Origin of the sequence: Acinetobacter sp. FDAARGOS_558 (assembly GCF_003937785.1) — a bacterium.
Taxonomy (GTDB): Bacteria; Pseudomonadota; Gammaproteobacteria; order Pseudomonadales; family Moraxellaceae; genus Acinetobacter; species Acinetobacter baumannii.
The window spans coordinates 847748-871881 of record NZ_RKJH01000001.1; the positions used below are offsets into that span (position 1 = coordinate 847748).

Genomic DNA, 24134 nt, shown 5'->3' on the forward strand with positions numbered 1-24134 from the left:
TAATAAAATTTTATTTTTAAAGTTGTGGACCAATAAAGAAATGCAAACGAATCGGATGGTTATCATCAGAAATACCAGAAGCCACGTCTAAACGAATTGGTCCAATTGGGGACTTCCAACGAATACCAACACCCACACTATAGGCCGTCGGATTACTAAAACTCTTATCGTAAGCATTACCAAAATCAGAAAAAATAGCTGCTCGCCAACCCTCTTTGAATTGATAGTTATATTCTAAAGAGCCTACTGCTAGAGCCTGTCCACCAATCTTATATCCATTATCTTCTGGTGAAAGACTTTTATAATCAAAACCACGAATTGTCTGGTCACCACCAGTAAAGAATCTTAAATTGTATGGAACTTTATCAAACTCATCGGTAAAAATATAACTAAAATCGGACCGCCCAACAAACTGATGGTCATCATTTTCACCTAAAGAATAAATAAATCTCCAACCGGCTGTTGCAATCGCCATATTGGCATCTGAAAGTAAACTTTCGCTACCTAATTCTAATTTATAAGTTTGCTTAAAAGCTTTGGTTGGGTTTAAGCGTGTATTACTTGAGGTTTTAGAGGTCTCATAACTAAATAATAATGCTTCTTGCTCTGATGCAGCAGTTTGAAATGCATCTGGTAACTCAGAGATATCTACATTCCCCTTTTGAGTTAGGCGGTCGAGACGATAACGTACCCCAATAGTATGTTGCCAGTTTCCGAGTGGTTTTTTAATAACTCGCTCACCCCCTAAAACTGCCGATTCTGTAAGTAAGCTTACATCCGGACCAATATCATCTCTCGTCTCACGTTCGTAACCACCCACAATATTAAAGTAATCATTTAACGGATGTTTATAAGGAATACTATAGCGCCCATCTATAGATTGACGAATTTGGGAAAGCTCCAAGTTTGCATCAAATGAATGACCGTATTTATTTACAATCGAACGTCTATATTGACTACGTAAACGGGCGCCAGTGTCGGTACCATAACCAATACCTGTTTCCAGACTATTTAGTTTATCGGCATTTAAAGTCACAATCACTGGTATACGTTTTTCTTCCCGGGCTTGAGCCTGTAAACGGTCTTGTTCAGACTCTTGTTCTTCATGCTGTACAGTCGCAGCTTTTAAAGATGCGGGTGCGGCTTGTACACTTTCAGTTCCGGCAAATTGTTTTTCATCTACCACATTTTGTGTTACTTCTTTACTTGAGGAAGCCAACTGGCGTGCTTTAGCAAGTTGTTGTTGCTCTAAAGGAATTAGCTTCGATTCGTCAATATCAACATTCTGCTGATCGACCAATGCTTGTAAATCGGGTGGTAACTCAAGTGGTTTTTCAATTGGGTCGGGTTTAATTGAATCGACCAAGGTATAGTTAAAATAGCGTGAGTTAGTCAGATTATTTGCTAAAACATTTACACGCCAAAAAGCATAGTCATCACCCTCTTTCCACGGTGCCATGCTTTCAAGAATATTCATATTTAAAGGTAATGGTTTTGATGGATCGCTCATGCGGAACTCAACCTTACCAAGCTTATAACGCTCCCCCGTCTCATACTTGAGGTTAATATCCGCTTTATTTTCAGGTTGGCTCACTTTTACGTCATGTAAACGCCAATACGCATCAAAATAACCATTATCCGATGCAGCATCGACAATTCGGCTTTTTGTGGTTTCGTAAAGGCCATGATTAAAAATATCACCTACATCTTGGTCAGGAACTAAACGAATGACCTGAAATTGTGGCTGTTTTGCACCAGCACCAGTAAATTCAATGTTTTGTTCATTAATCCGTACTGGTTCATTTGGCGTTACATTAACGCGTACGCGACTAGCACTTAACTTTTCAAAACGAAACTCAGCATTGTAATAGCCTACAGCTTGAGCAGCCTGATTACTTAAGCTCCTAAGTTGCGGTAGCGCTGCATTAAAATCTTCAAATGATTCTTGGGTAAATGTAGATAATTTACCTTTAATATTTTTAGCTAAATCATCTGGCGCACCCGTAACCTCAGCAGTAATACGGGGTATCTGCTCCATTGGAATTACCCGAGGTGGACGGATTTTATTGAATATACGTCTAAAGAAACCTTTTTCTTCGGGTGGCTCTTCAACGGCAGCAGTAAGCTCAGGTAAAGTTTTTCCTGTTTCATTGGCTTCAACCACAATCTTACTATCAGATTGAATCTCATGCATGAGCTGGTCAATATTTACAGGGGCCTGATTAATTTCATGTAATTCTGCTTGTGATGCGTCATTCACCACCATTTCTGGTTGTTTTTGCGTACCATTTTGGAAGTTTTGAGCCTCGTTTTTTGCCTCTTCTGCTACCCGATAAATTTCATTTGCCATATTCTGGTCAACAGGCATAACCGGTAAGTCTTCAAGATTATCAAGCGTAATTGGCTTAAATTCTTCAATCTGATTCGGAAATTGTTCTTGTTGTTGCAATATAGCCAAGCTATCTTGTTGTTGCTGTGCTTGAGTTACAAGAGTAGCGACATCGGTAATTGGAACATCACTTGGGTTATTTGTATTAGTTTGTTGTACCAATGAATCTGTTACCGTCTGGTTTGCTTCTGTTATAACGGTCTCAGCCGAACTTTGAGCATAACAAGGAGTAACATATAAACTTAATAATAAGCTGCTACAAATAAGTTTAGGTATACTCTGCATTTTTAAGATTAAATGCATAGAGTGAGAAAGAGTTGACTGTTTAAACTTAATTTTAGAAGGCATGAAAAACTCTAAACTTATTTTTTAATAAACGCACCAATATGAGGACAAAACTCACTCAAAACCATTGATTTTTCATTTAATCAAGCGTTAAAAATATCATACATGGTTTTAGATGCAAATTAACACTCCGTCACATTTTTTTATAAAACTCAATGAAGCTTGCACATGATGAAACAAGATGAATCCCTGATGACATCACGTCGGTTTGTACCGATGTTTTTTACCCAGTTTTTTGGCGCATTAAATGACAATGTTTATAAGCAAGCTTTATTGTTAGTCATTACTTATGGTTGGATTCAGCAACAATCTGCACCAGTAAGCACACTCAATAATTTAGCAGCATTGTTGTTTATTTTGCCATATTTCTTTTTTTCAGCAACTGCCGGACAAATTGCTGATAAGTATGAACGCTCACAACTTGTCCGTGGCATAAAAATTTTAGAAATCATTATTATGCTCATCGGTTCTGCCGGTTTTTTATTGGGGCATTTATGGTTGCTTCTTTTAGCCCTATTTTTGATGGGCACACATTCAACTTTCTTTGGTCCTATTAAATATGCCATTTTGCCAGAAATCTTAAAACCACATGAACTCATGTCTGGCAATGCCCTGTTTCAGTCTGGTACATCCATGGCTATCTTATTCGGAATGATCTTGGGTGGTGCCGTAATTGCATCATCAGATGGAAACTTATTGTGGATTAGTATTACTGTAGTAGCGATTGCTTGCATAGGTTATTTATTCAGCCGTTTCATCTTGCCACAAAAAGTTGCCGCACCTGATTTAGATATTGACTGGAACTTTATTCGTACAAGCTTTCAAACTATCAAATATGCCAAAAGCTTACCGTTAGTGTTTACAATTTTGTTAGGTAACTCATGGTACTGGTTTTATGGAGCGACTTATTTAACCCAAATTCCGCAGTTGACTCAGCAAAACCTTCATGCATCGGAAAATGTGGTTAGCCTCTTACTGACTTTCTTCTCAGTCGGTATTGGTGTGGGTTCTCTTCTTTGCCGCAAAATTGGTGGTTCAGAAATTAATATTAAAATGGTGCCAATCGGTGCAGTTGGCCTTACTGTTTTTGCGCTTTACCTTGCAGCCAGTCTGGCTTTTGTACCTGAAAGAACCGGAGCATTACTGACTTTAAAAGATGTTTTTACCCAAGGCTGGGTTTACTACCATGTCATGATTGCTGTGACTTTATTGGGTATTAGTGGCGGTTTTTATATAGTTCCTTTGTATGCCATGATGCAGGCTTACTCACCACGCTCACATCGTGCCCGAGTGGTTGCAGCAAATAACATCTTAAATGCCGTTTTTATGGTTTCTTCTGCAATTTTCTCAATCTTAATCTTAAGTGTTTTAAAAATTGATATTAAAATACTATTTATTATTACAGCTGTACTTAGTGCAATCTTTAGTATATGGCTTCTTGCCCGACTAAAACCAATGCTTGCCACAGCACATCTTTCTTTGGAGGACTAATTTATGCGCCACTATACTGGAATTGATCAACTTATTAACTCTTTTGATCAAGCATTACGTAGTCTTGTTCCGGGTGCAACAGCAGCGCAGCGCCAAAATCCAGCTGAAACAGTAGAAGCAAAACTTGGTGTAGAAGATGCTCGCCATGTTGCAGGTTTAATGCGTGTTAACCACAGTGGTGAAGTGTGTGCTCAAGCACTTTATCATGGGCAAGCATTGACAGCGAAATTGCCAAATGTACGCCGCGAAATGCAACAGGCAGCGATTGAAGAACAAGACCATTTAGCTTGGTGTGAAGACCGTTTAAAAGAGCTAAATAGTCATACAAGCTTATTGAACCCGATTTGGTATGGCCTTTCATATGGTATGGGTGCTCTTGCCGGTATTGCAGGTGATAAATATAGCTTAGGTTTTGTTGCTGAAACTGAACGTCAAGTTAGTCTGCATTTACAAGATCACTTAAATCAGTTACCGGCTCAAGATGAACGCTCGCGCAAAATTCTAGAGCAAATGAATGAAGATGAATTGCATCACCGTCATACTGCACTTGAAGCAGGCGGCGTTGAATTGCCATATGCAGTAAAAATCACGATGACTGCTATTTCAAAGTTAATGACAAAAACGAGTTATTATCTTTAAAAAAACAAAGGATTGATCTCATTCAGATCAATCCTTTTTTAAAATATTATTTTAATCCATGATCATATTTAAAACGTTCGATATCTCGAATTGAGTTCCAATAGTTTCTGTTAATACGGTCACGATCAATTTGTAATTCTCTTAAAAGTTTACGATAGCGTTCGCGCTCTTCTGGCTTTAATTTTTCGTTATAAGCACTGTCAGAATATTGCTTAAACTTCTCATCATAACGCTCATATTCAGCTTTTGCATTGTAGTAATCTGAGGCAGCTCGATAATAAGGTCTTAAACGATTACGCTGCTCGATTGGACATACATTAATATTGCCGTTACCCTCTAAAGCATTATAAAAAATATTTGATGGCTGGCAATAATACCCTAAGCCTTCTTTATACCCACGTTCATATGACTTTTGATCTGGAACAATATTGGCTTTTCCACACGCTTTATAATATTGATCTAAACGTGGCGAAGACCCCTTTGAACCATCTTTCTCACCCACTAATGACCAATTCGCAGTCTTACATTCTTCTACGCTCATTGCAGCACAACCTGAAAGGCTAATTGCTAAAATGGCTAAACCGATATTTTTCATATTAAGAGAACTCAAAAATAAAAATTAAAAAAACGCAAAAAATAAAATTCCAGTACATACACTATATAAGTCTTGCTCAATTCAAGATTTATACATAAATATTTAACTGGATAAGATTTTAAGTTTAAAGCAGTTTGACCATCTCACCAAATTTAAGGATCACAATTCCTAATTATGTTTAATTTTAAAAGCGAAATCATGAACGATCAGACAACTCTTTGATGGCCCTTATACGTTAATTTTACTTTAAAGACTTATCATAAAAGCACCAATTAACTTTTTAATTATTAAAATAAAAATCCAAAATTATTTATAAAAAAACCCTTTGTCTTTTTACTCTTTTTTTACGAGATTAACTTCAAAGGCTAAGGTAGGATTTTAGCTAAATAACCACCAAGGTTTTTTATAATGAGTACGCTTATTTACCCAAGTTTAAACTTAAAAGATTCTCACTTTAAAGCATTTAAAATATCAGATGATTTTATTCCACAAATGCAAATTCATACGTTCAAATCAGAGCTTTTTTTGAAAGAAGTTGATGAATATTTAAGTTTATATCCTCACACTCAGCACATTGATATTTGTCTACATGACTTAAACGGGCATATTCGTGGCAAACGAATTGACGTTAAGAGCCTCAAAAATCTATCTAATGGATGTTATTTTCCTCTTTCTGTTTATGCCATGAGCCTTGATGGAAAAGTGATTGAAGAAACAGGACTGGGAAAATATATTGGTGAACCAGATAGACTTTGCCTGCCCATTTTAGGCAGCTTGCAACCCAATGCCTTATCCCCAGAATTAAATGCTCAGCTTTACCTATCCATGCAAGAAGAAGATGGTTCAGACTGTCGCTATGAACCACGCAATATATTAAAAAAATTATTAAATAAGTTACATGCTAATAATTATTTCCCTGTCATGGCTGCCGAGCTAGAGTTTTATCTTTTCTCACCTCAGCATCAATCTGAAATATGTTCAGAAAACCAATGTTTTGATATAGATGCGCCAAATAACTATCAGCAAGTCCTAGATGAAGTTGAAAAAGCTGCCCTACTACAATCAATTGAAATTACCGCTATTGTTGCAGAATCATCACCTGGACAATATGAATTAAACCTTCAACACAGCCATGACATTTTAAAGCTATGCGATCAAATTAATGCCTTAAAAAGAATTGTAAAACAAGTTGCAAGAAAGCATGACTTAACCGCTTGTTTCATGGCGAAACCAAACCTGGCAAAGGCTGGTAGTGGTATGCATTTTCATATGAGCATGCTGAATCAATACCATCAAAATATATTTAGCTCAGAAGAAAAAGATGAGCTTGCAGCCAAATTACTCAGTGCGATTAGTGGCCTAATTGAGTTAATGCCTGCATCTATGGCGATTTTAGCGCCTAATATTAATTCTTATAGACGTTTTAAAATTGGTCATCACGTGCCATTAGAAGCCAATTGGGATACTAACAACCGAAATGTTGCAATCCGAATTCCATGCTCAGATGTACAAAATCAACGCTTAGAATATCGTGTTGCTGGAGCTGACTGTAACCCCTATCTAGTTACAGCGACTATTTTAGCGGGCGCGTCTTATGGCTTATCTCATAAGTTACCGCTACCAAAACCTGCACATCTTTTAAAATTTCCAGACGAGCACATTTTGTTAGCCAACAATCAGCTGGAAGCCTTAAAAATATTTAAAGGAAGTCTTATTTTAAAAGGATATTTAGGAACTGACTTTGTCGAGCATTGGTACACAGTTAAACAGGCTGAATATCAAAATATTTATAGTCAGATGACTGAAGCAGAACAACATTGGGATATATAAATAAAAAAAGCAAAAAAACCATAAACCACTTTGCAAACCCTTAGGGAGAAATACCCTAAGGTTTTTTTATATCTAAATTAATGATTTTTCTGCTTAGCTAAAAAACGTAACCCAACACCAGGCTCAGTAGCAATATAACGTGGCTGAATCGCGTTATCTCCCAGTTTGCTTCGCAACTTACCCACCAAAATACGTAAATAGTGAGTATCTTCCTGATGAGTTGGCCCCCATAGTTCTTTTAAGAGCTGTGGCTGTGTTAAAAGCTGTCCTTGGTAGCGCATTAATAGCGTCAAAAGTTGAAACTCTTTTCGAGTTAAAGTAATTGGCTGCTGCTCGACCCAAAGCAAACGTTGTGTGACATCGACTTTAAGATAACCATCGTCATAAACATGTGCTTCTTGCTGGATTGGTTGATTTCTTAAGATGACACGTATGCGTGCCAAAAGCTCTTGCACACTAAACGGCTTGGTCATGTAATCATTTGCGCCAGCATCGAGCAAAGCAACTTTTTCATACTCATCGGCACGTACAGATAGCACAATAACCGGCACATTTGACCAGCTACGTAACTCTTGAAGCACTTCTTTTCCATCTAAATCGGGTAAGCCTAAGTCTAGAATCACCAAATCAGCTCCTTGGGTTGCCAAAGTCTCTAGGCCTTTGTAACCCGTTTCGCAGAGCGTGGTTTTGTATTTTTGAGTTCTTAAAGCAATGTCTAAAAATTTACGGATTTGAGGCTCATCATCAATAATCACAATACGTGTTTCTACAGGTGATGTTTCTGAACTTATCATGAATTTACAACTTATTCTTTTACTGGATGAAGGGGTAATTTGATTTGAATTAAAGTACCTTTATTTTGGCATCCTGAAAATGCTTCTATTGTACCCATATGAGCACCAATAATCGCTTTTACGATTGTAAGCCCTAAGCCTGTACCAAATTTTCCACGGTCTCCGCGCTCCATAGTGTAAAACATATCAAAAATGCGGTGTCTTTCGTCTTCGGGGATTCCAGCACCTTTATCTTCAATTTCTATTTTCACCTCATCTTCTGACACAAGATGAGTACGAATCATGACTGGTTCATCTGGAGGTGAAAAGTTTGCCGCATTTTCTAAAACATTAAAAATAGCCTGTTCTACCAGTGCTGGGTGAACATACAAACTAATCGGTTGCTCAGATAACTGAACTACTACTTGTGTATCTGGTTTATAGCGCTTTAAACGGCGAGTTGCCGAACCAATTAATTCATCTACGCCAATCCAGTCTCTCTTTAAAGTTAGACCTTCATGTCCCAAACGGGTCATATCAAGCAAGTTTTGAATATAACGGTCTAAGCGTTCACCTTCTAAATGAATTGTTTCAAGCAGATCTTGTTGGTCTTGTTCTGTCATTTCAGCTTTAAAATTGGCAAGTGTGTCTGCTGCCCCAATAATAGAAGCAAGTGGTGAACGTAAATCATGCGATACCGAAGATAATAAAGCAGAACGTAAGCGCTCTGTTTCACTGGTGACTTTTGCTTGTTCAAGCTCATTTACCAATTGGGTTCGAAGTACTGCCTGTGCAATGTACTCAATTACACTTTCAGTCAATTTTTTTTGCTCAAAATTTAAGGAAACCACTTCATCCTTAAAGTAAATTCCCACAATACCTAGGCTATTTTTTTGTTCTAAAAGAGGTAAAAACCACCAGTTTGACTGACTCAGCGTATCGGTAAAACGCCCACATGGCTGCTTGTGTTTCAAACACCATTCTGCGGCTACTTTTTCTTTATCATTTAGCTCAATATCAGATGAAATTACCTTATCTCGAATAGAAATCCACACTTTAGTTTGAAGTTGTGTTTCTAAAGTCATACGTCCTGTTTGCATGACTTCTTCAAGGTTTACTGCACTAGAAAGCTTACGCGCCAGGTCTTGCATTACCATAGTATAAGCATTCGCAGCTTTTAAAGACAAAACTTGCTGGCGTAACTGAGAAGCTAAACGGCCAGCAATTAAAGCTGCTGCAAAAAAAGCAACAACGGTGACTACCCCTTGGTGTGCTGAAATCTGAAAGGTATAACGCGGGGCAATAAAGAAAAAATTATAGGCTAAGAAACAAATAAGAGCAGCCACTACTGCAGCTAACATTCGGGTTTTCGTTGCAACAATTAAAACAGAAATAATAAAAATGACAGAGAAGTCTTCAATACCAAATAGAACTTCGGCGAAGTGAGCTAGAAAAATGCTACCGCACGTCACAGCTAAAACAAAAACACTTTCTTTTAATGATAAAAATGAAGGCTTTTTGAGCTGATTAATCTTTTTAGTACCCTGTTCTGGGTGCAAAATGGTTAAAGCAATCGAGTTTTCTTGATTTAATAATTGCTGAGCTAAATTTTTCTTAAATAACTTTAACCACCACGGTGAAATACTTTTACCAATGACTAGATTCGAAATTCCTCGGTCAACGGCCGCATCCATTAACACTGATGCAACTCGCGGCCCATATAAAACTTCAGTTCGACCACCTAGTTGTCGAGCCAACTCAAACGCACGGTCAATCTCAATATATTCTTTTTTAGAAGAACTCACTGAACTCTGTCCAAAGTCCAAACTTTTAGCAACATTTACTACAGTCCATGTAGCACCATTACGTTCTGCTAAACGACAGCCTGCTCGCACTAAATATTCAGAAGAGCCTTGCCCATCTATCGCAATCATCAATTCATTTTGCAACGAGATAGACTTCAAACCTTTAGAGGCATAGCTCTCTTTTAAATCTGAATCGACATGTTCAGCAACGCATTGCATTGCCAGTTCACGTAATGCCGTTAAATTTGAAATGCTAAAAAAGCCTTGTAATGCCAGATTTGCTTGCTCTGGCACATAGACTTTTCCTTGATGGAGCCTTTCAATAAGCTCACTGACGGGTAAATCTATTAAGCGGATGTCTCGAATACGGTCAAATACCCGATCTGGTACTGTTTCATTTACTCGAATGCCTGTAATTTGATAGACCACATCATTTAGGCTTTCTAAATGTTGAATATTTATGGTGGTGAATACATCAATACCTGCATCTAGTAACTCATTAACATCTTGCCACCGTCGTTCATGACGACTATTTGGGACGTTGCGATGAGCCAATTCATCAACCAAAACGATTTGCGGATGCCTAAGTAAAATAGCATCCAAGTCCATTTCTTCTAAAGTATGCCCCTGATATTGCATTTCCTTTCTAGCAATCTGAGGCAACCCTTCCAAAATTTTTAGAGTTTCGATTCTTCCATGGGTTTCAACAATACCAACAACAACATCAGTGCCTTGTTGAAATAATTCTTTGGCACGGGCGAGCATGGCATAGGTTTTTCCTACACCAGGTGCCGCACCAAGAAAGACCGTTAGTCGACCGGCTTGATATCTGTTGACATGATTTAATAAGGCCTCAGCCTGATTTTCGCGATTGCTTTGCACTTGATATCATCCGGTAAACTAACAACTTTATTTTTAAGTTAATGTGTAGATTGTAATTGATCTAAAGCAATATTGAGCTGTAATACATTAACACGCGCTTGCCCCAATACACCAAACTGCTTCGGTTCAACATACTTTTGCAAAAGCTCTTCCACAACCTTAGGATCTAAATGACGCGCTTGAGCCACTCGAGCAACCTGTAACTGAGCAGATTCAGGACTAATATGCGGATCAATACCACTCCCCGATTTAGTCACCAAATCACTTGGAATAGGTGTATTGCCCGTGTGATCTTGTTTTTTCACAGTAAGAATCTGAGCATCAATTTGTTGCTGTAGCTCAGGATTAGTACGCGCTAAGTTTGTACCTGCCATCGCCATCGGGTCATAAGCGACTGCTGAAGGACGTGGATGAAAGTAAGCCTCTCCAACAAATGGCTGAGCGACTAATTCTGACCCTAGAACTTTATGGTCTATTTCAATCAAACTACCATTTGCTTGATTGTTAAATAGCACCTGTCCCGCACCTGTAGCGATAGCACTATAAGCAGCGCCACAGCCAACTAAGGTAAAAATTAATAATCCCAAAGATGCTCTTAAGGTCTGACCCAAATTTGCTTCTGAATTTTGTACATAAGTTTTCATTTCAAACTCCAGATTACAAACCAAATAATTGAACAATCACTACATCAATTGCTTTAATTGCAAGGAATGGCAGAACCACACCGCCCACACCATAAATCAACATATTTCGACGTAATAACTGAGTTGCCGTTGAAGGTTTAAATTTGACGCCTCGGAGTGCGATTGGAATTAATAGCGGAATAATAATCGCGTTAAAAATTAATGCAGATAAAATCGCGCTGTTTGGACTTGCCAAGTGCATTACATTCAATACTTGCATTTGTGGAATCGCAGCAGCGAACAATGCAGGCAAAATGGCAAAGTATTTAGAGACGTCGTTTGCCAACGAAAATGTTGTTAAAGCGCCACGGGTAATCAGCTGCTGTTTCCCAATCTCGACCACAGCAAGTAGTTTGGTTGGGTCTGAGTCTAAATCGACCATATTGCCAGCTTCTTTTGCAGCTTGTGTACCCGAGTTCATGGCTAAACCAATATCGGCTTGAGCTAATGCTGGTGCATCGTTGGTTCCGTCACCGACCATTGCAACTAAACGACCTTGTTGTTGTTCGGTGCGAATACAAGCTAATTTGTCTTCTGGTTTTGCTTCGGCAATATAATCATCTACACCAGCTTCAGCAGCAATCGCGGCCGCAGTTAATGGGTTATCACCTGTAACCATGACAGTTTTAATACCCATTTCTCTTAAACGAGCAAAACGTTCTTTAATACCGTGTTTAATCACATCTGAGAGTTCAATCACACCCAACACATGATGTTGATTAGCGACGACTAAAGGTGTTGCTCCTTTTTTGGCAACTTGTTCAACACGCGCTTTTAATTCTAAATCTTGAGAATAATCCTCATCTACAAATTTCAAGATTGCATCTAATGCACCTTTACGAATTTGATCACCATTCGGTAAATTCACACCAGAAATTCGGGTAGAAGCACTAAAAGAGATAAATTCGGCTTGCTCAGGTTCTTGCTGTTTTAGCCCTTGCTCTTTTGCTAACTTAACAATCGATTTCCCTTCTGGTGTTGGGTCGGCAAGTGAACTTACCCAAGCAGCAGCTCTCAACTTTGACTCGGTTACCGAAGTTAAAGGATAAAAAGAGGTCGCTTGACGGTCACCATAAGTAATGGTTCCTGTTTTATCGAGTAAAAGCACATCAATGTCACCCGCAACTTCGACAGCTTTACCTGATTTTGCCAAAACATTGGCTTTAAGTGCACGGTTCATACCCGCAATCCCAATCGCAGGTAACAAGCCACCAATGGTTGTAGGAATCAAGCAGACTAATAACGCCACGAGCACGACTGGATCAAGTTCAATATTCAAATACTTGGCAATAAATGGCAAGCTAATCACGACAATTAAAAACGTGATTGTCATTACCATTAACAAGAAGCCAAGCGCAATCTCATTCGGAGTTTTCTGGCGATTTGAGCCTTCGACCAAAGCAATCATGCGGTCTAAGAAACTTTGACCAGATTCAGCAGTCACTTGCACAACAATACGATCCGTAAGTACTTTAGTTCCACCAATAACGCCTGAACGGTCTGTTCCAGCTTCACGTAGCACAGGTGCTGACTCACCTGTAACAGCCGATTCATTAATAGTTGCAAAGCCTTCTACAATCTCACCGTCGGCTGGAACAAGCTCACCTGCATGTACTTCAATAAAATCATTTAAATGAAGTTCAGTCGCTGCAACTTGAGTCGCTTGACGGTCTGTCAAAGAGTTGAGTCTTCGAGCTGTTAAATTTTCTCTTGCTGCACGTAGTGAAGATGCCTGCCCACGGCCTCTGGCCTCTGCAACTGCTTCGGCATAGTTAGCAAATAAAATCGTAATAAACAGAATTGCTGTAACCACGAAACCAAATAATAGCGTGGTGTAACCCAAGACTGTACTAATTGCAGTAACCACTGTTCCAAGCCATACAATTGCCATCACAGGGTTTTTAATTGCATGCTGCGGTAGCAGTTTCACAAATGCATTTTTCCAAACTTCAAAATTTGGCACTGCCATGGTTTGTTTATGGCTATTTACATGAGTTTGTGTATTCATTTTCACTCGCCTCCTTAGCCTTTAACCAACAAAAGTTGATCGGCAATAGGCCCAAGGACAAGAACTGGCATAAATTGTAATAAGGTAAGCAACACAACAATCGTAATCAGCGTTAAAGCAAAGGTTGGAGTTTCAACCTGAAGACTACCTGCTGTTTCGGGTGCTTTTCTTTTTGCTGCTAAACGTGTTGCAATCATTAATGGCAAAATTAAGGTGGGAAAACGTCCTAACAGTAGAGCGATACTACAAGTAACATTCCACCATACAGTGTTGTCTCCAAGACCTTCGAAACCTGACCCATTGTTGGCAAAGGCAGAAACATATTCATAGAACACTTGGCTAATACCGTGTGGTCCAGGGTTTGTGATACCTGATAATCCCGGAATACTAAGACTCAAGGCTGTAAAAGCCAGAATAATAAGAGGCTGAATTAAGATAATAATCGCAAGTAACTTGATCTCTGCTGCTTCAATTTTGCGTCCAAACAATTCAGGTGTACGACCTGTCATTAAACCTGCAATAAATACTGCAAGTAATAGATAAATCATAAACTGTTGCAGGCCACAACCCACACCACCCCAAATCGCATTAATCAACATGTTGATGAGTTCGACCATACCAGTAAGCGGTGCAGAAGAATCATGCATCATATTGACCGAACCATTATTCACTTGTGTGGTAAGCGCAGCCCAGACTGCCGATGCTGCTGGTCCAAATCGTTGCTCTTTACCTTCCATTACGGCAATTTGGGATGCAGTCGATGACATACTCTCAGACCATACAGCCGCTGCACCTGAAATAATCGACATGAAAAGCATGCTACCAAACACAAAGTAAGCAAAATTTTTACGTTGAGTAAAATGTCCCACCATTAAAATGACTGTAATTGGAATGAGTAAGATCGCAATCATTTCTAGTAAATTAGAAAGTGGTGTTGGATTTTCTAAAGGCACAGAACTATTTGGACCGTACCAACCACCACCGTTACTACCCAATTGCTTAACTGCCACCATAGGTGCAACTGACCCTAAAGGAACTTTTTGAGTTTCAACGCTATTGGCTTTATCAATAAGCTGTACTTCTGGCCCACCTTGAAAAGTTGCTGGCACGCCTTGGCTGTTAAGCAACAATGACCAGACAAAACAGAGTGGAAGCAAAAAGCGAACTGTAGGACGAATTACATCTGCCCAATAGTTACCAATTAAAATTTGATCTGGCTGCTCGGCAACATCGGCCGCAATATGGCTTGGACGCTGATAAAAGAAAGCTCTTAATGTCGCAACCACCAAAGCCAGCCCCATCATTGGAGTAATGACTTGCAAACCTACAATACCTGTCATTTGCGACAAATAAGATAATTGAGCTTGCCCAGAATAATGCTGTTGATTGGTGTTGGTTAAAAATGAAATAACCGTGTGTAATGCTAAATCCCAACTCATATTTGGTGCATGGTTCGGGTTTAATGGTAGCCATGCTTGCGTCATAAAAATAGCAAGAATAGCCACTGCAAGAAAAATACAGCTCACAACAAATGCTAGAGAATATTGTTTCCAATTCATTTGTTGTTGGGGAGATACACCTAATAAGCGGTATACAGGATTTTCAATCCAGCGGAATAATCCATCACCCCACATCGGCTGATTTGCCATCACTTTGGATAGATATTTACTGAGGCACCATGCTAGAAAAATAGCAATAAATAAAACAAGTATAAGTTCTAACATGGCTATTCTCCTCTATACCCCTTGTTGGCTTGATTTGCCAAACTGGAAATAAGGAGAGATGGAGAAATATCATTTGTTTTAAGTCCGCATAAGACAATGCCAGACTGATGCAAGATGCGCATTTGAGAATTTATAAGCATCTTTATTGTCCTGAAATAACACTAATTTAGTGAATTTCAGTATTGATAAAATGCCCGTAAATTCTCTATTGAGGAAGTCAAAGCCCGCGTAAAGTTTGCGTAAAATTTAGTTTGAAGGGTATTAAACTTTAAAATTAACGACTGGATAAATCATGCTATCAGCCTTTAAGGTTTCACAATGCCAAAGTTCATATAAAGGAATTTTTACATCGAGTGCCAAAGGTAGCTTTTTAGAATTAAATTGCATATGGTCCAGATCACTTCCCCATGCAATCAAATCTACATCTAAAGAAATATGATGCGATGGTCGAACACGCCCAGAATCTGACTCAAGTTTCTTTAAAAAAGATTCAATTTGTTCACACGATAAAGTGCTTCTTAATAGACACGCTGAGTTCCAGTAATCATCTCCAATACCATCTCGACATGGAATTTGATAAACAGATGAAAACTGCACTTTCCCCAAAGTTGCTAATTGCGTATAGGCAAAAGTAAAGTGCTGATCTGCGTCTAAATTACTCGCTAGGGCGAGCGCAAAAATTGTTTCTGGTGCGTTCAAGACGAATTCCTACAGCGTTTGCTTCTGCAATGATGGCTGGCTTACGGATGGTTATGGTAATTTTTTCAATTGTTGGAAAGGTTTCAAATAAACATTGCAGAACCAGATGAGCTGCATGCTCGATTAATTCAGGCTTGGCTTTCTGAATGGTTTGAGCCGATAACTCACAAATCTGGGCATAGTTGAGTGTGTCTTCAAGCTTGTCAGACGCTGCAGCTCGGCTCAAATCATTATGGATGGTTAAATCCAACATTAAAGGTTGAATGATTTGTCTTTCCCAGTTGAAACAGCCAATCACTGTCTCAACCTTCAAGCCTTCAATAATAATGGCATCCATAAATTTAAACTGACCTTAGTGCTTTAACAACGAAGCAGGTTCCATATTTTGAACCATTTTCAAACGTTGGTCTGCATAAATATCAGTATAAGGTGCGAGTACGCGCATAAAACGATCGAAATAAAGCATTTGCTTAAATAATAAGGCAAAATCTCGAGGGAATTTAATACCATGACGCTCACCAACAGCTACCATATCCATCATGATGTCATTTAAATCGGCTGGATTTGAAGACAGAATTTGCTGTGGATCGGCCATTAATACGCCATTAAACAAACGCTCTAAATCTTGAGCTAAAACCTGAACATCAACCTTGTTATGGGTCATGCCCATTTTGAGCATGTTTTCAGCCATTGCCTGATAATCAGTTTTTTGTAAAGCATCCATAAATGCAATGCATGCTGTCCAAACTTCCGGCTTTAACTGCCCCACGATACCAAAATCGATAAAACCAATACGTCCATCTTCAAGCAACATTAGGTTCCCAGCATGTAAGTCCGCATGGAAGCTCTTACATAACATTAAGCTACCAAACCATGTGTTCATGGCAGTAATGAGTACTTGCGATGGATCTTTAGCATATTGTTTAACCACGCTAAAGTCTGTCAAAGGTACCCCATATAAACGCTGCATTGTCAAAACACGGCGCGTAGAAAACTGATGATAAACTTTAGGTGCAGTAGCAGCTTGGTTTTGGGAAATATTTAAATATTCCACAAAGTCATCTAAATTTTGTGCTTCTTCAATGAAATCGACTTCACGCACCATACGGGTTTTAATTTCATCAACAATGTCAGAAAGAGCGGCAAATTTAATTTTAGGTACCGCACGTTCAAGCAATTTAGCAGCCCAATGCACCACATTTAGGTCAGTGTACAAAATGGTTTCAACACCCGGTTTTTGTACTTTAATAACGACATCTTCACCAGTAGTTAGTTTAGCCGCATGAACCTGAGCAATTGAGGCAGAAGCTAGTGGTGTTTCATCGATATAACTAAAAATCTGGCTTAAATCACGCCCTTCAAACTCAGACGCAAGTACACCTTGAATATAGCTAAAAGGTAAAGTTGGGGTCTGGTCTAAACAGCCTTGGAATTCTTCTACATACTCACGTGGGAATAGCGATGGGGTACTCGCGATAAACTGACCAAGCTTAATATATGTTGAGCCAAGCGACTCAAAAGTCTCACGCATGAGTTTGGCATTACTTGGCTTATCAGTTGCATACTTAATACCGGCTTTAGCCGCAACTACTGCGGTTTCACCGATGCGGGCAACTGAGCGCAATCCATCAAATAAAATATTTTTTTTCATATTTCTTTAAAACCAGAATATTCAAATCAAGTGTAGCAAATTTTGTTTTATTTGCTGATTAGCTTGCCTGACAAAGTGGACAATTTATGTCTTTATCAAAACTAACAATGCGTTGCGTCATATTTAACCCATCCCAAAGTAACAGTTTTTGTTTTAGCGGCGTTCTGTTTAGTCCTAAATACAATAAAGTGTGATGTGCTTGTAATGACGCGATCATTACAGGTGTGGTCGCAAGCACACCAGATTCCGCACATCGCAGCCCTTCATTGGCATGTTGTTCTTTTGGGAACAAACATTCATAACAAGCTGAATCACCTTCAACCATAAACATTTGCGCCTGAAAACCAATTGCAGAAGCGCTAATTAATGCGACTTGATGCTTTTTACAAGCTGCATTCACTAAATAACGCGTTGTAAAGTTATCACAGCCATCTAAAACGACGTCTTGATGTTCAACTAGTTTATCAATGTTATGTTCGTCTAAACGTTCATTAAAGTATTCAACACAGATATAAGGGTTAATTTTCTGTAACCGTTTAGCTAAAACTTCAGCTTTATAACGTCCAATATCTTCATGACCAAATGCGATTTGTCGTTGTAAATTACTTATCTCAATGGTATCTGCATCAATGAGGGTAATTTTCCCAACTCCTGCTCGTGCAAGTAGTTCCGCGCTACTACAGCCTATTCCGCCAGTACCGACAATTAATACATTGGCGAGTTTAAGTTTTTCCTGAGCTTCAATATCCCATCCATCAAGTAAAATCTGACGGCTATAGAGATGCATTTCTTCATCACTTAACTCTACAAAATCGATATCTTGGAGCTCGGTCACACGTTAATCCTTTCACTTAGAAGCCAAGTGATTTTATGACTAAGTTCGTCATTAGGAAAGCTATAAAATGGAAACAACTTTTTTATTCAGTTAATCCCCTATTACATTACTTCTCACATGCTTTCTGCAACAATAGAGCTATCCCTTTTCTGTATTACTTAGGCTAAATATGTCCCAATCATATATTGCACCAGTAGAGTTAGAAAAAGCTTATCGTTTGTTAAATCATGGTCCAACTGTACTAGTCTCTGCTCAGCATGGTGATGACCGTAACGTGATGGCTGCCGCATGGGCATGTGCCTTAGAGTTTAAACCTGCCAAAGTGACCGTCGTTTTAGATAAAAGTACTAAAACCCGACAGCTGGTTGAGCAAAGTGGTTATTTCACACTACAAGTTCCTTGCTATGCACAGCTCAATATGACCAAGCAACTTGGTACCATTAGCAAATTAGATGACCCACAAAAACTTGAACACTGCGGGGTTGAGCTGTTTTACCAAAAAGATCTGACCAGTCCGCTTGTATCAGGTTGTATCGCATGGCTGGTATGTAAACTTATTCCTGAACCACATAATCAGTCAGCTCATGACCTATTTATTGGTTCTGTTGTAGGTGCATGGGCAGATAGTCGCGTTTTTAGAGATGGGCACTGGCATTTTCAAGATGCACCAAAAGAACTTCGTAGCCTGCACTATATTGCTGGTGGAACATTTTATTTAATTGGTGAGGAAGTGAAAGCCGATCTCTAATATAAAAAAATAAAGGGAAATATTTAAATATTTCCCTTTGTTCAATTTAGCTTGCATAGGCTTGCTGCATTTTTGCAATTTCTTGCTGCTTCAATAATCCTCTTTGAATTTTTCCGCTCGTGGTTTTCGGTAGACTATCCACAAACTCAATTTCTTTTGGGTACGCATGACGAGATAAACGGTTACGAACATATTGCTGTAACTTATCTTTTAATGCTTCACACGCTTGATAAGCAGGTTTAAGTACCACAAAAGCTTTTACTATTTCGGTACGTTCCGGATCTGGTTTACCAATTACTGCTGACTCTAATACCGCCTCACACTCTAACAAAGTACTTTCAACATCAAATGGTCCAACTCGATAACCCGATGTTGTAATGACATCGTCCGCACGTCCCACAAAATCAATGCCTCCATGTTCATTTAAAGTGACCGTGTCACCTGTTAAATAATACTTACCAACAAATGATTTGCGATTATTGCCACCATAACCTTTAAACCACATTAGTGGGGATTGCTCCGAGTCCATTGCCAAAATACCAACACCACCAGTCGGCAATTCTTGATAATTTTGGTCTAACACAGCAAAACGATGTCCAGGTATTGCAAAACCAGCTGAACCTACTTTTAATGGATGCTCAAGAGCATGATGATTTGCAATCACCATCCCTAGCTCAGTTTGTCCATATTGATCAAAAATATTGACCCCTAAATCCTGTTTAAACCAGTTCACAACCTCAGGAGTTAATGGCTCACCTGCACTGCTAACTACGCGTAAATGTTGTTTAATTGAAGGATCAAATTTTTCCTTAAAACCAAAGAACATGCGAAATGCTGTTGGTGATCCTGTTAAATTACTTACTTTATACTTTTTAATTAACTCAATTGCCTGATCTACATTAAATGAACGCTCATCCATAATAATGCTATGCCCCAAGCTTAAAGGGCCAGTAATGCCATAATACAATCCATACGCCCAGCCCGGATCTGCCAGATTCCAGAACATATCCTCTTCACGCAAATCGACGGCATGGGTCATATAACCTTTAAATGCTAAAATTGCTTTTAGTGGAACGGGTACAGACTTCGCAAGTCCAGTTGTGCCTGAGGTAAACATCATTAAAAAGTCATCATCAAAGCTACGATTTACGGGCTCACATTGCTCAGAATAGCGTTGTAAAGATTGCCAAAAATCAAAGTCATGCTCAGATAAAAGACCTGTTTGATGAACAGTGACAATAACCGGAACATTCAAGCTATTCAGTTTAGGACGCTGTTCATCATTGGTCACAATCAATTTAGTTTGAGCAGTAGTAATACGGTGATCAATCGATTTTGCTTCAAAGGCAGTAAATAAAGGCTGATAAATAGCACCTATACGCCATGCTGCCAAAATTGTAATTAATAACTCAGGCGTTCTTGGTAGAAGTCCTGCAATACAATCTCCAGCTTGAATTCCTTGTGCTTTAAAGAAGTTAGCAAGTTTTCCAGAAAGTTCAGCAAGTTGTTCGAACGTATAGTGCTCTGCCTGCCCGTTTTTTCCTTCCCAGATAAGCGCTGTTTTATTTTTTCCTACATAACGCTCACAGCACTCAACATAAGCATTTATTGCTTGGGGATGCCCAACAAGTTGCTCTTCGATGAGCCTTGTAAGATCAAATTGCTGATAAGCTTCTGCCAAAGTTTTCATGATGCTCACCTTCATTCCGTTTGATGATTGATTTTGTGTAAGGCTACAAAATCTGTCCTGACTGTTATTGTTTTAGCTAAAGCTTGAAGAATATTTCTTCAACTTTTCCATCTATTTCAAACAAAACTAATAGTAAAAATGCATCATTTCAATTGCAAGAAACCGCACATAGTGTGCGGCTTCTTGCAGTTTTAAGTTTAAAAACTCAATACCTTATGATCTAAACTTGAGCCACTTCACGAGCAATCACCAAGCGCTGAATATCAGAAGCACCTTCATAAATCTGGCTTACACGAACATCCCGATAAATTCTCTCAACAGGGAAATCACTGACGTATCCATAACCGCCATGAATCTGGATTGCATCCGAACATACTCGCTCAGCCATAGTTGATGCAAAGAGTTTCGCCATTGAGGCCTCTTTTAAACAAGGTAGTCCCGCATCTTTTAAAGTTGCAGCATGCAAAACTAGCTGATGTGCCGCTTCAATCTGAGTCGCCATATCAGCTAAGCGAAAACCAACCGCCTGATGCTGAACCAGCTCTACACCGAAGGCCTTACGTTCATTTGCGTATTGGACAGCAGCATCAAAAGCAGCTCTTGCCATACCAACAGACTGAGCAGCAATACCAATACGTCCAGCCGCTAAATTAGATAACGCAATTTTATAACCCTCACCCTCTTGCCCTACCAAATTTTCTAAAGGAATTCGGCAGTCCTCTAACGTAATGGTTGCGGTGTCCGAAGCATGTTGACCCATTTTGTCTTCAATACGAGTCACCAAGTAACCTGGTGTATTGGTCGGTACAAGAAAGCACGAAATGCCTTTTTTGCCAGCCTGTTTATCTGTAACCGCAAATACCAAAGCCACTTGAGCATTTTTACCACTGGTAATAAATTGCTTTACGCCATTGAGAACCCAATGGTCGCCATCTCGCTCGGCTTTACATAAAATCGCGCTCGCATCGGAACCGACATGTGGCTCAGTTAAACAAAAGCATCCTAGCCATTCACCAGAGGCAAATTTTGGCAAATAGGTTTGTTTTTGCTGCTCTGAACCGTATGCCAGTGTAATACCGCAAATCAAAGAGTTTTGTACGCTTACGATTGTCGAAATAGCACCATCGCCTGCGGCAATTTCCTCAATTGCGAGTACCAAAGATACATAATCCATTCCGGCACCGCCCCATTCATCGGGCACAGTCATCCCCATAGCGCCTAGGGCGCCTAAGTCTTTTAATTCCTGAGCCGGAAACTCATGGGTCTTATCGCGATGTGCAGCAGTTGGTTTTAACTGATTTTGCGCATAGTTACGCATCATCTCCTGAACCATACTTTGTTCAGCATTTAGAATCATTTCAACATCCTTATTTTATTATTTTGCTGCCATGCGAATTGCACCATCTAGACGGATGACTTCACCATTTAAGTAAGAGTTTTCAGCAATATGGGCAACCAAACGAGCAAACTCTTCTGGTTTTCCTAAACGAGATGGGTAAGGCACCATTTGCCCCAAAGCATCTTGTACATTTTGTGGCATACCCTTAAGCATTGGAGTTTCCATAATTCCCGGTGCAATGGTCATAATACGAATGGCATGTCGTGCTAACTCACGAGCGATCGGTAAAGTCATCGCAACAATAGCGCCTTTTGATGCAGAATAAGCTGCCTGTCCAATTTGACCGTCAAATGCCGCAACAGAAGCAGTGTTCACAATGATGCCACGGTCTTCTTCACCCGCTTCAACCGTGTTTTTGCTCATTGCATCTGCTGCAAAACGCAACATGTTAAATGTACCTGTGACATTAATATTTAAAGTCTTTGCAAATAACCCCAAGTCATGAACGCCCTCACGGCCAACTACTTTTGCAGAAGGGCCAATACCGGCACAGTTCACCAAACCATACAAATGACCATGTTTGGCCAACACATCTTTAAAGAACTGCTCAGCAGCTGCTTCATCGGTTACATCAAGTTTTACAAAGTCAGCTTTTGGTCCTAGTTGTTTCGCCTGCTGCTCACCTGCTTCTACATTCATGTCTACTAATGTGACTGAGGCACCCTGCTTTACTAAATATTCAGCCGTTGCAGCTCCTAAACCAGAGCCACCACCTGTAATCACGAAATGTTTTCCTTGAATTTTCATTATGTAACGTCCTATAGAAATGTTCTTTAAGCTTAGTAGTGAGAGTAAAAGTTGTTTTTTTCCGATACAATTTCAAAAAACCTCAAAATGCTTGCAGCTTTTGATCAATCCAAATTTTGAATATGAAATATTTCACTTGAAATACGTAAAAAATGAGTCTTTGTCATGGTTGTCCAATCTTCTTTAAGTAAAGGAACAATTTCGATTGCACTGGTACATGAAGCATTAAGTGCGGCTTATGCTAAAGGACTAAATACTCAAATTATTTTGAATAAAGCTGGCATTCCTGCTGAATTACTTATGACACCTAAAGCGCGTGTTCCGGTAGCAACGTATGCACAATTATGGATAGAACTTGCCAATGCCATGGATGACGAGTTTTTTGGCATGGATAGTCACCCTATGCGCCGTGGTAGTTATAAATTACTTACAAAACTCGTCAGTACGGCTGAAACTTTAGAAAAAGCACTCTACGATATTTTGAAGTTTTTTAATTTTGTGCTTGACGATATACGAGGAGAACTCATTCGAGAACAAGAAAAAGCTTATTTGGTCATTCGTGATCGTGACCAACCCAAACGTATGTTTACCTACGCAACCTTTTTAATGTTGGTACATGGGCTTATGTGTTGGTTAGTCGATCAAAGAATTGGCTTAAACCGTATTGCTGTACGTTGTCCAAAACCGAACGATATTCAAGATTATTTGGTACGCTTTTGTGAAGATATAGAATTTAATGCCGAGACAAATCAGATTGAATTTGATGCACACTATTTAGATATAAAAATTAAAAAAGATAAAAAAGCGCTTTACGATTTTTTAGAGCAAACTCCACAAAATCTTTTAGTTCGCTTTAAAAATGAAAATGCATTGAGTGTTGTTATTCGGCGTCATTTATTAAAACTTCACCCAGCCGAATGGCCTGAACTCAAAGATGTCGCACAGCAGCTCAATATTTCAGAAGCTACCGTTCAACGCCGACTTAAACATGAAGGAGTGAGTTATCAACAAATCAAAAATGAAATTCGCTGTGATATTGCAATTGAACGTTTAAGCAAAAGCAATGATTCAATACAAGACATTAGTGAAGACTTAAATTTCCATGACCCGAGTGCATTTCACCGTGCTTTTAAAAAATGGACAGGTGTTAGCCCCGGCGCTTATCGGGAAGCAACCCTTAACTCTACAGCTTGAGTTATTC

General features: G+C 39.2%; 18 protein-coding genes and 1 pseudogene. 5 read left to right on the plus strand and 14 right to left on the minus strand.

Annotation, left to right across the window (positions count from 1 at the left end):
• Positions 1-16: 16 nt before the first annotated feature.
• Positions 17-2515: pseudogene (locus EGT34_RS04160) on the minus strand (autotransporter assembly complex protein TamA); the annotation flags it as partial.
• Positions 2516-2902: 387 nt separating this feature from the next.
• On the opposite strand from EGT34_RS04160, the gene EGT34_RS04165 reads away from it, so the two are divergent.
• Positions 2903-4225: an MFS transporter gene (locus EGT34_RS04165; protein WP_000977590.1), complete on the plus strand. Its 1323-nt coding sequence runs from the start codon at positions 2903-2905 to the stop codon at positions 4223-4225.
• A 3-nt stretch (positions 4226-4228) separates the two neighbouring features.
• Positions 4229-4864 carry a 2-polyprenyl-3-methyl-6-methoxy-1,4-benzoquinone monooxygenase gene (gene coq7, locus EGT34_RS04170; RefSeq protein ID WP_001216787.1) on the plus strand — a complete coding sequence of 212 codons (636 nt, stop codon included), beginning with the start codon at positions 4229-4231 and terminating at the stop codon, positions 4862-4864.
• Between the two features lie 46 nt (positions 4865-4910).
• Here the strand turns inward: coq7 and EGT34_RS04175 are convergent, their stop codons facing one another.
• Positions 4911-5459: a DUF2799 domain-containing protein gene (locus EGT34_RS04175; protein ID WP_000789251.1), complete on the minus strand. Its 549-nt coding sequence runs from the start codon at positions 5457-5459 to the stop codon at positions 4911-4913.
• A gap of 408 nt (positions 5460-5867) precedes the next feature.
• Between EGT34_RS04175 and EGT34_RS04180 the strand changes: the two genes are divergently transcribed.
• Positions 5868-7289 (plus strand): glutamine synthetase family protein, encoded by a 1422-nt coding sequence (locus EGT34_RS04180; protein WP_000105619.1) that lies wholly within the window; start codon positions 5868-5870, stop codon positions 7287-7289.
• 77 nt (positions 7290-7366) lie between these two features.
• Here the strand turns inward: EGT34_RS04180 and EGT34_RS04185 are convergent, their stop codons facing one another.
• From EGT34_RS04185 to EGT34_RS04225, 9 genes are all read right to left on the minus strand, one after another.
• Positions 7367-8083, minus strand: coding sequence for a response regulator (locus EGT34_RS04185; protein ID WP_024437205.1), 717 nt, complete (start codon positions 8081-8083; stop codon positions 7367-7369).
• Between the two features lie 11 nt (positions 8084-8094).
• Positions 8095-10749, minus strand: coding sequence for a sensor histidine kinase (locus EGT34_RS04190; protein ID WP_001191606.1), 2655 nt, complete (start codon positions 10747-10749; stop codon positions 8095-8097).
• Positions 10750-10787: 38 nt separating this feature from the next.
• Positions 10788-11393: a potassium-transporting ATPase subunit KdpC gene (gene kdpC, locus EGT34_RS04195; RefSeq protein ID WP_000861117.1), complete on the minus strand. Its 606-nt coding sequence runs from the start codon at positions 11391-11393 to the stop codon at positions 10788-10790.
• Between the two features lie 13 nt (positions 11394-11406).
• A complete protein-coding gene (kdpB, locus tag EGT34_RS04200) occupies positions 11407-13446 on the minus strand; it encodes a potassium-transporting ATPase subunit KdpB (protein WP_086242012.1) in 2040 nt (679 codons plus the stop codon).
• An 8-nt stretch (positions 13447-13454) separates the two neighbouring features.
• Entirely contained in the window at positions 13455-15164 is a 1710-nt protein-coding gene (gene kdpA / locus EGT34_RS04205; protein WP_000891213.1) for a potassium-transporting ATPase subunit KdpA, read from the minus strand.
• 261 nt (positions 15165-15425) lie between these two features.
• A complete protein-coding gene (locus EGT34_RS04210) occupies positions 15426-15863 on the minus strand; it encodes a 2-amino-4-hydroxy-6-hydroxymethyldihydropteridine diphosphokinase (RefSeq protein WP_000993409.1) in 438 nt (145 codons plus the stop codon).
• Entirely contained in the window at positions 15820-16200 is a 381-nt protein-coding gene (folB, locus tag EGT34_RS04215; RefSeq protein WP_000338779.1) for a dihydroneopterin aldolase, read from the minus strand. Before folB ends, EGT34_RS04210 begins: the two co-directional genes overlap by 44 nt.
• 15 nt (positions 16201-16215) lie before the next feature.
• Positions 16216-17514 carry an ABC1 kinase family protein gene (locus EGT34_RS04220; RefSeq protein ID WP_000739365.1) on the minus strand — a complete coding sequence of 433 codons (1299 nt, stop codon included), beginning with the start codon at positions 17512-17514 and terminating at the stop codon, positions 16216-16218.
• A gap of 58 nt (positions 17515-17572) precedes the next feature.
• Entirely contained in the window at positions 17573-18349 is a 777-nt protein-coding gene (locus tag EGT34_RS04225; RefSeq protein ID WP_000137909.1) for a HesA/MoeB/ThiF family protein, read from the minus strand.
• A 169-nt stretch (positions 18350-18518) separates the two neighbouring features.
• Here EGT34_RS04225 and EGT34_RS04230 point away from each other — a divergent pair, with 169 nt between their 5' ends.
• Positions 18519-19097, plus strand: a complete 579-nt coding sequence (locus EGT34_RS04230; protein ID WP_000083683.1) for a flavin reductase family protein — start codon at positions 18519-18521, stop codon at positions 19095-19097.
• 46 nt (positions 19098-19143) lie between these two features.
• On the opposite strand, the gene EGT34_RS04235 is transcribed toward EGT34_RS04230, so the two are convergent.
• From EGT34_RS04235 to EGT34_RS04245, 3 genes are all read right to left on the minus strand, one after another.
• Positions 19144-20787: an AMP-binding protein gene (locus EGT34_RS04235; RefSeq protein WP_000853303.1), complete on the minus strand. Its 1644-nt coding sequence runs from the start codon at positions 20785-20787 to the stop codon at positions 19144-19146.
• Positions 20788-21007: 220 nt separating this feature from the next.
• Positions 21008-22144, minus strand: coding sequence for an acyl-CoA dehydrogenase family protein (locus EGT34_RS04240; protein ID WP_000602463.1), 1137 nt, complete (start codon positions 22142-22144; stop codon positions 21008-21010).
• Positions 22145-22162: 18 nt separating this feature from the next.
• Positions 22163-22933 (minus strand): 3-hydroxyacyl-CoA dehydrogenase, encoded by a 771-nt coding sequence (locus tag EGT34_RS04245; RefSeq protein ID WP_000701532.1) that lies wholly within the window; start codon positions 22931-22933, stop codon positions 22163-22165.
• A gap of 165 nt (positions 22934-23098) precedes the next feature.
• Here EGT34_RS04245 and EGT34_RS04250 point away from each other — a divergent pair, with 165 nt between their 5' ends.
• On the plus strand, positions 23099-24127 hold the full coding sequence (locus EGT34_RS04250; protein WP_000261465.1) for an AraC family transcriptional regulator: 1029 nt from the start codon (positions 23099-23101) through the stop codon (positions 24125-24127).
• Positions 24128-24134: the final 7 nt, after the last annotated feature.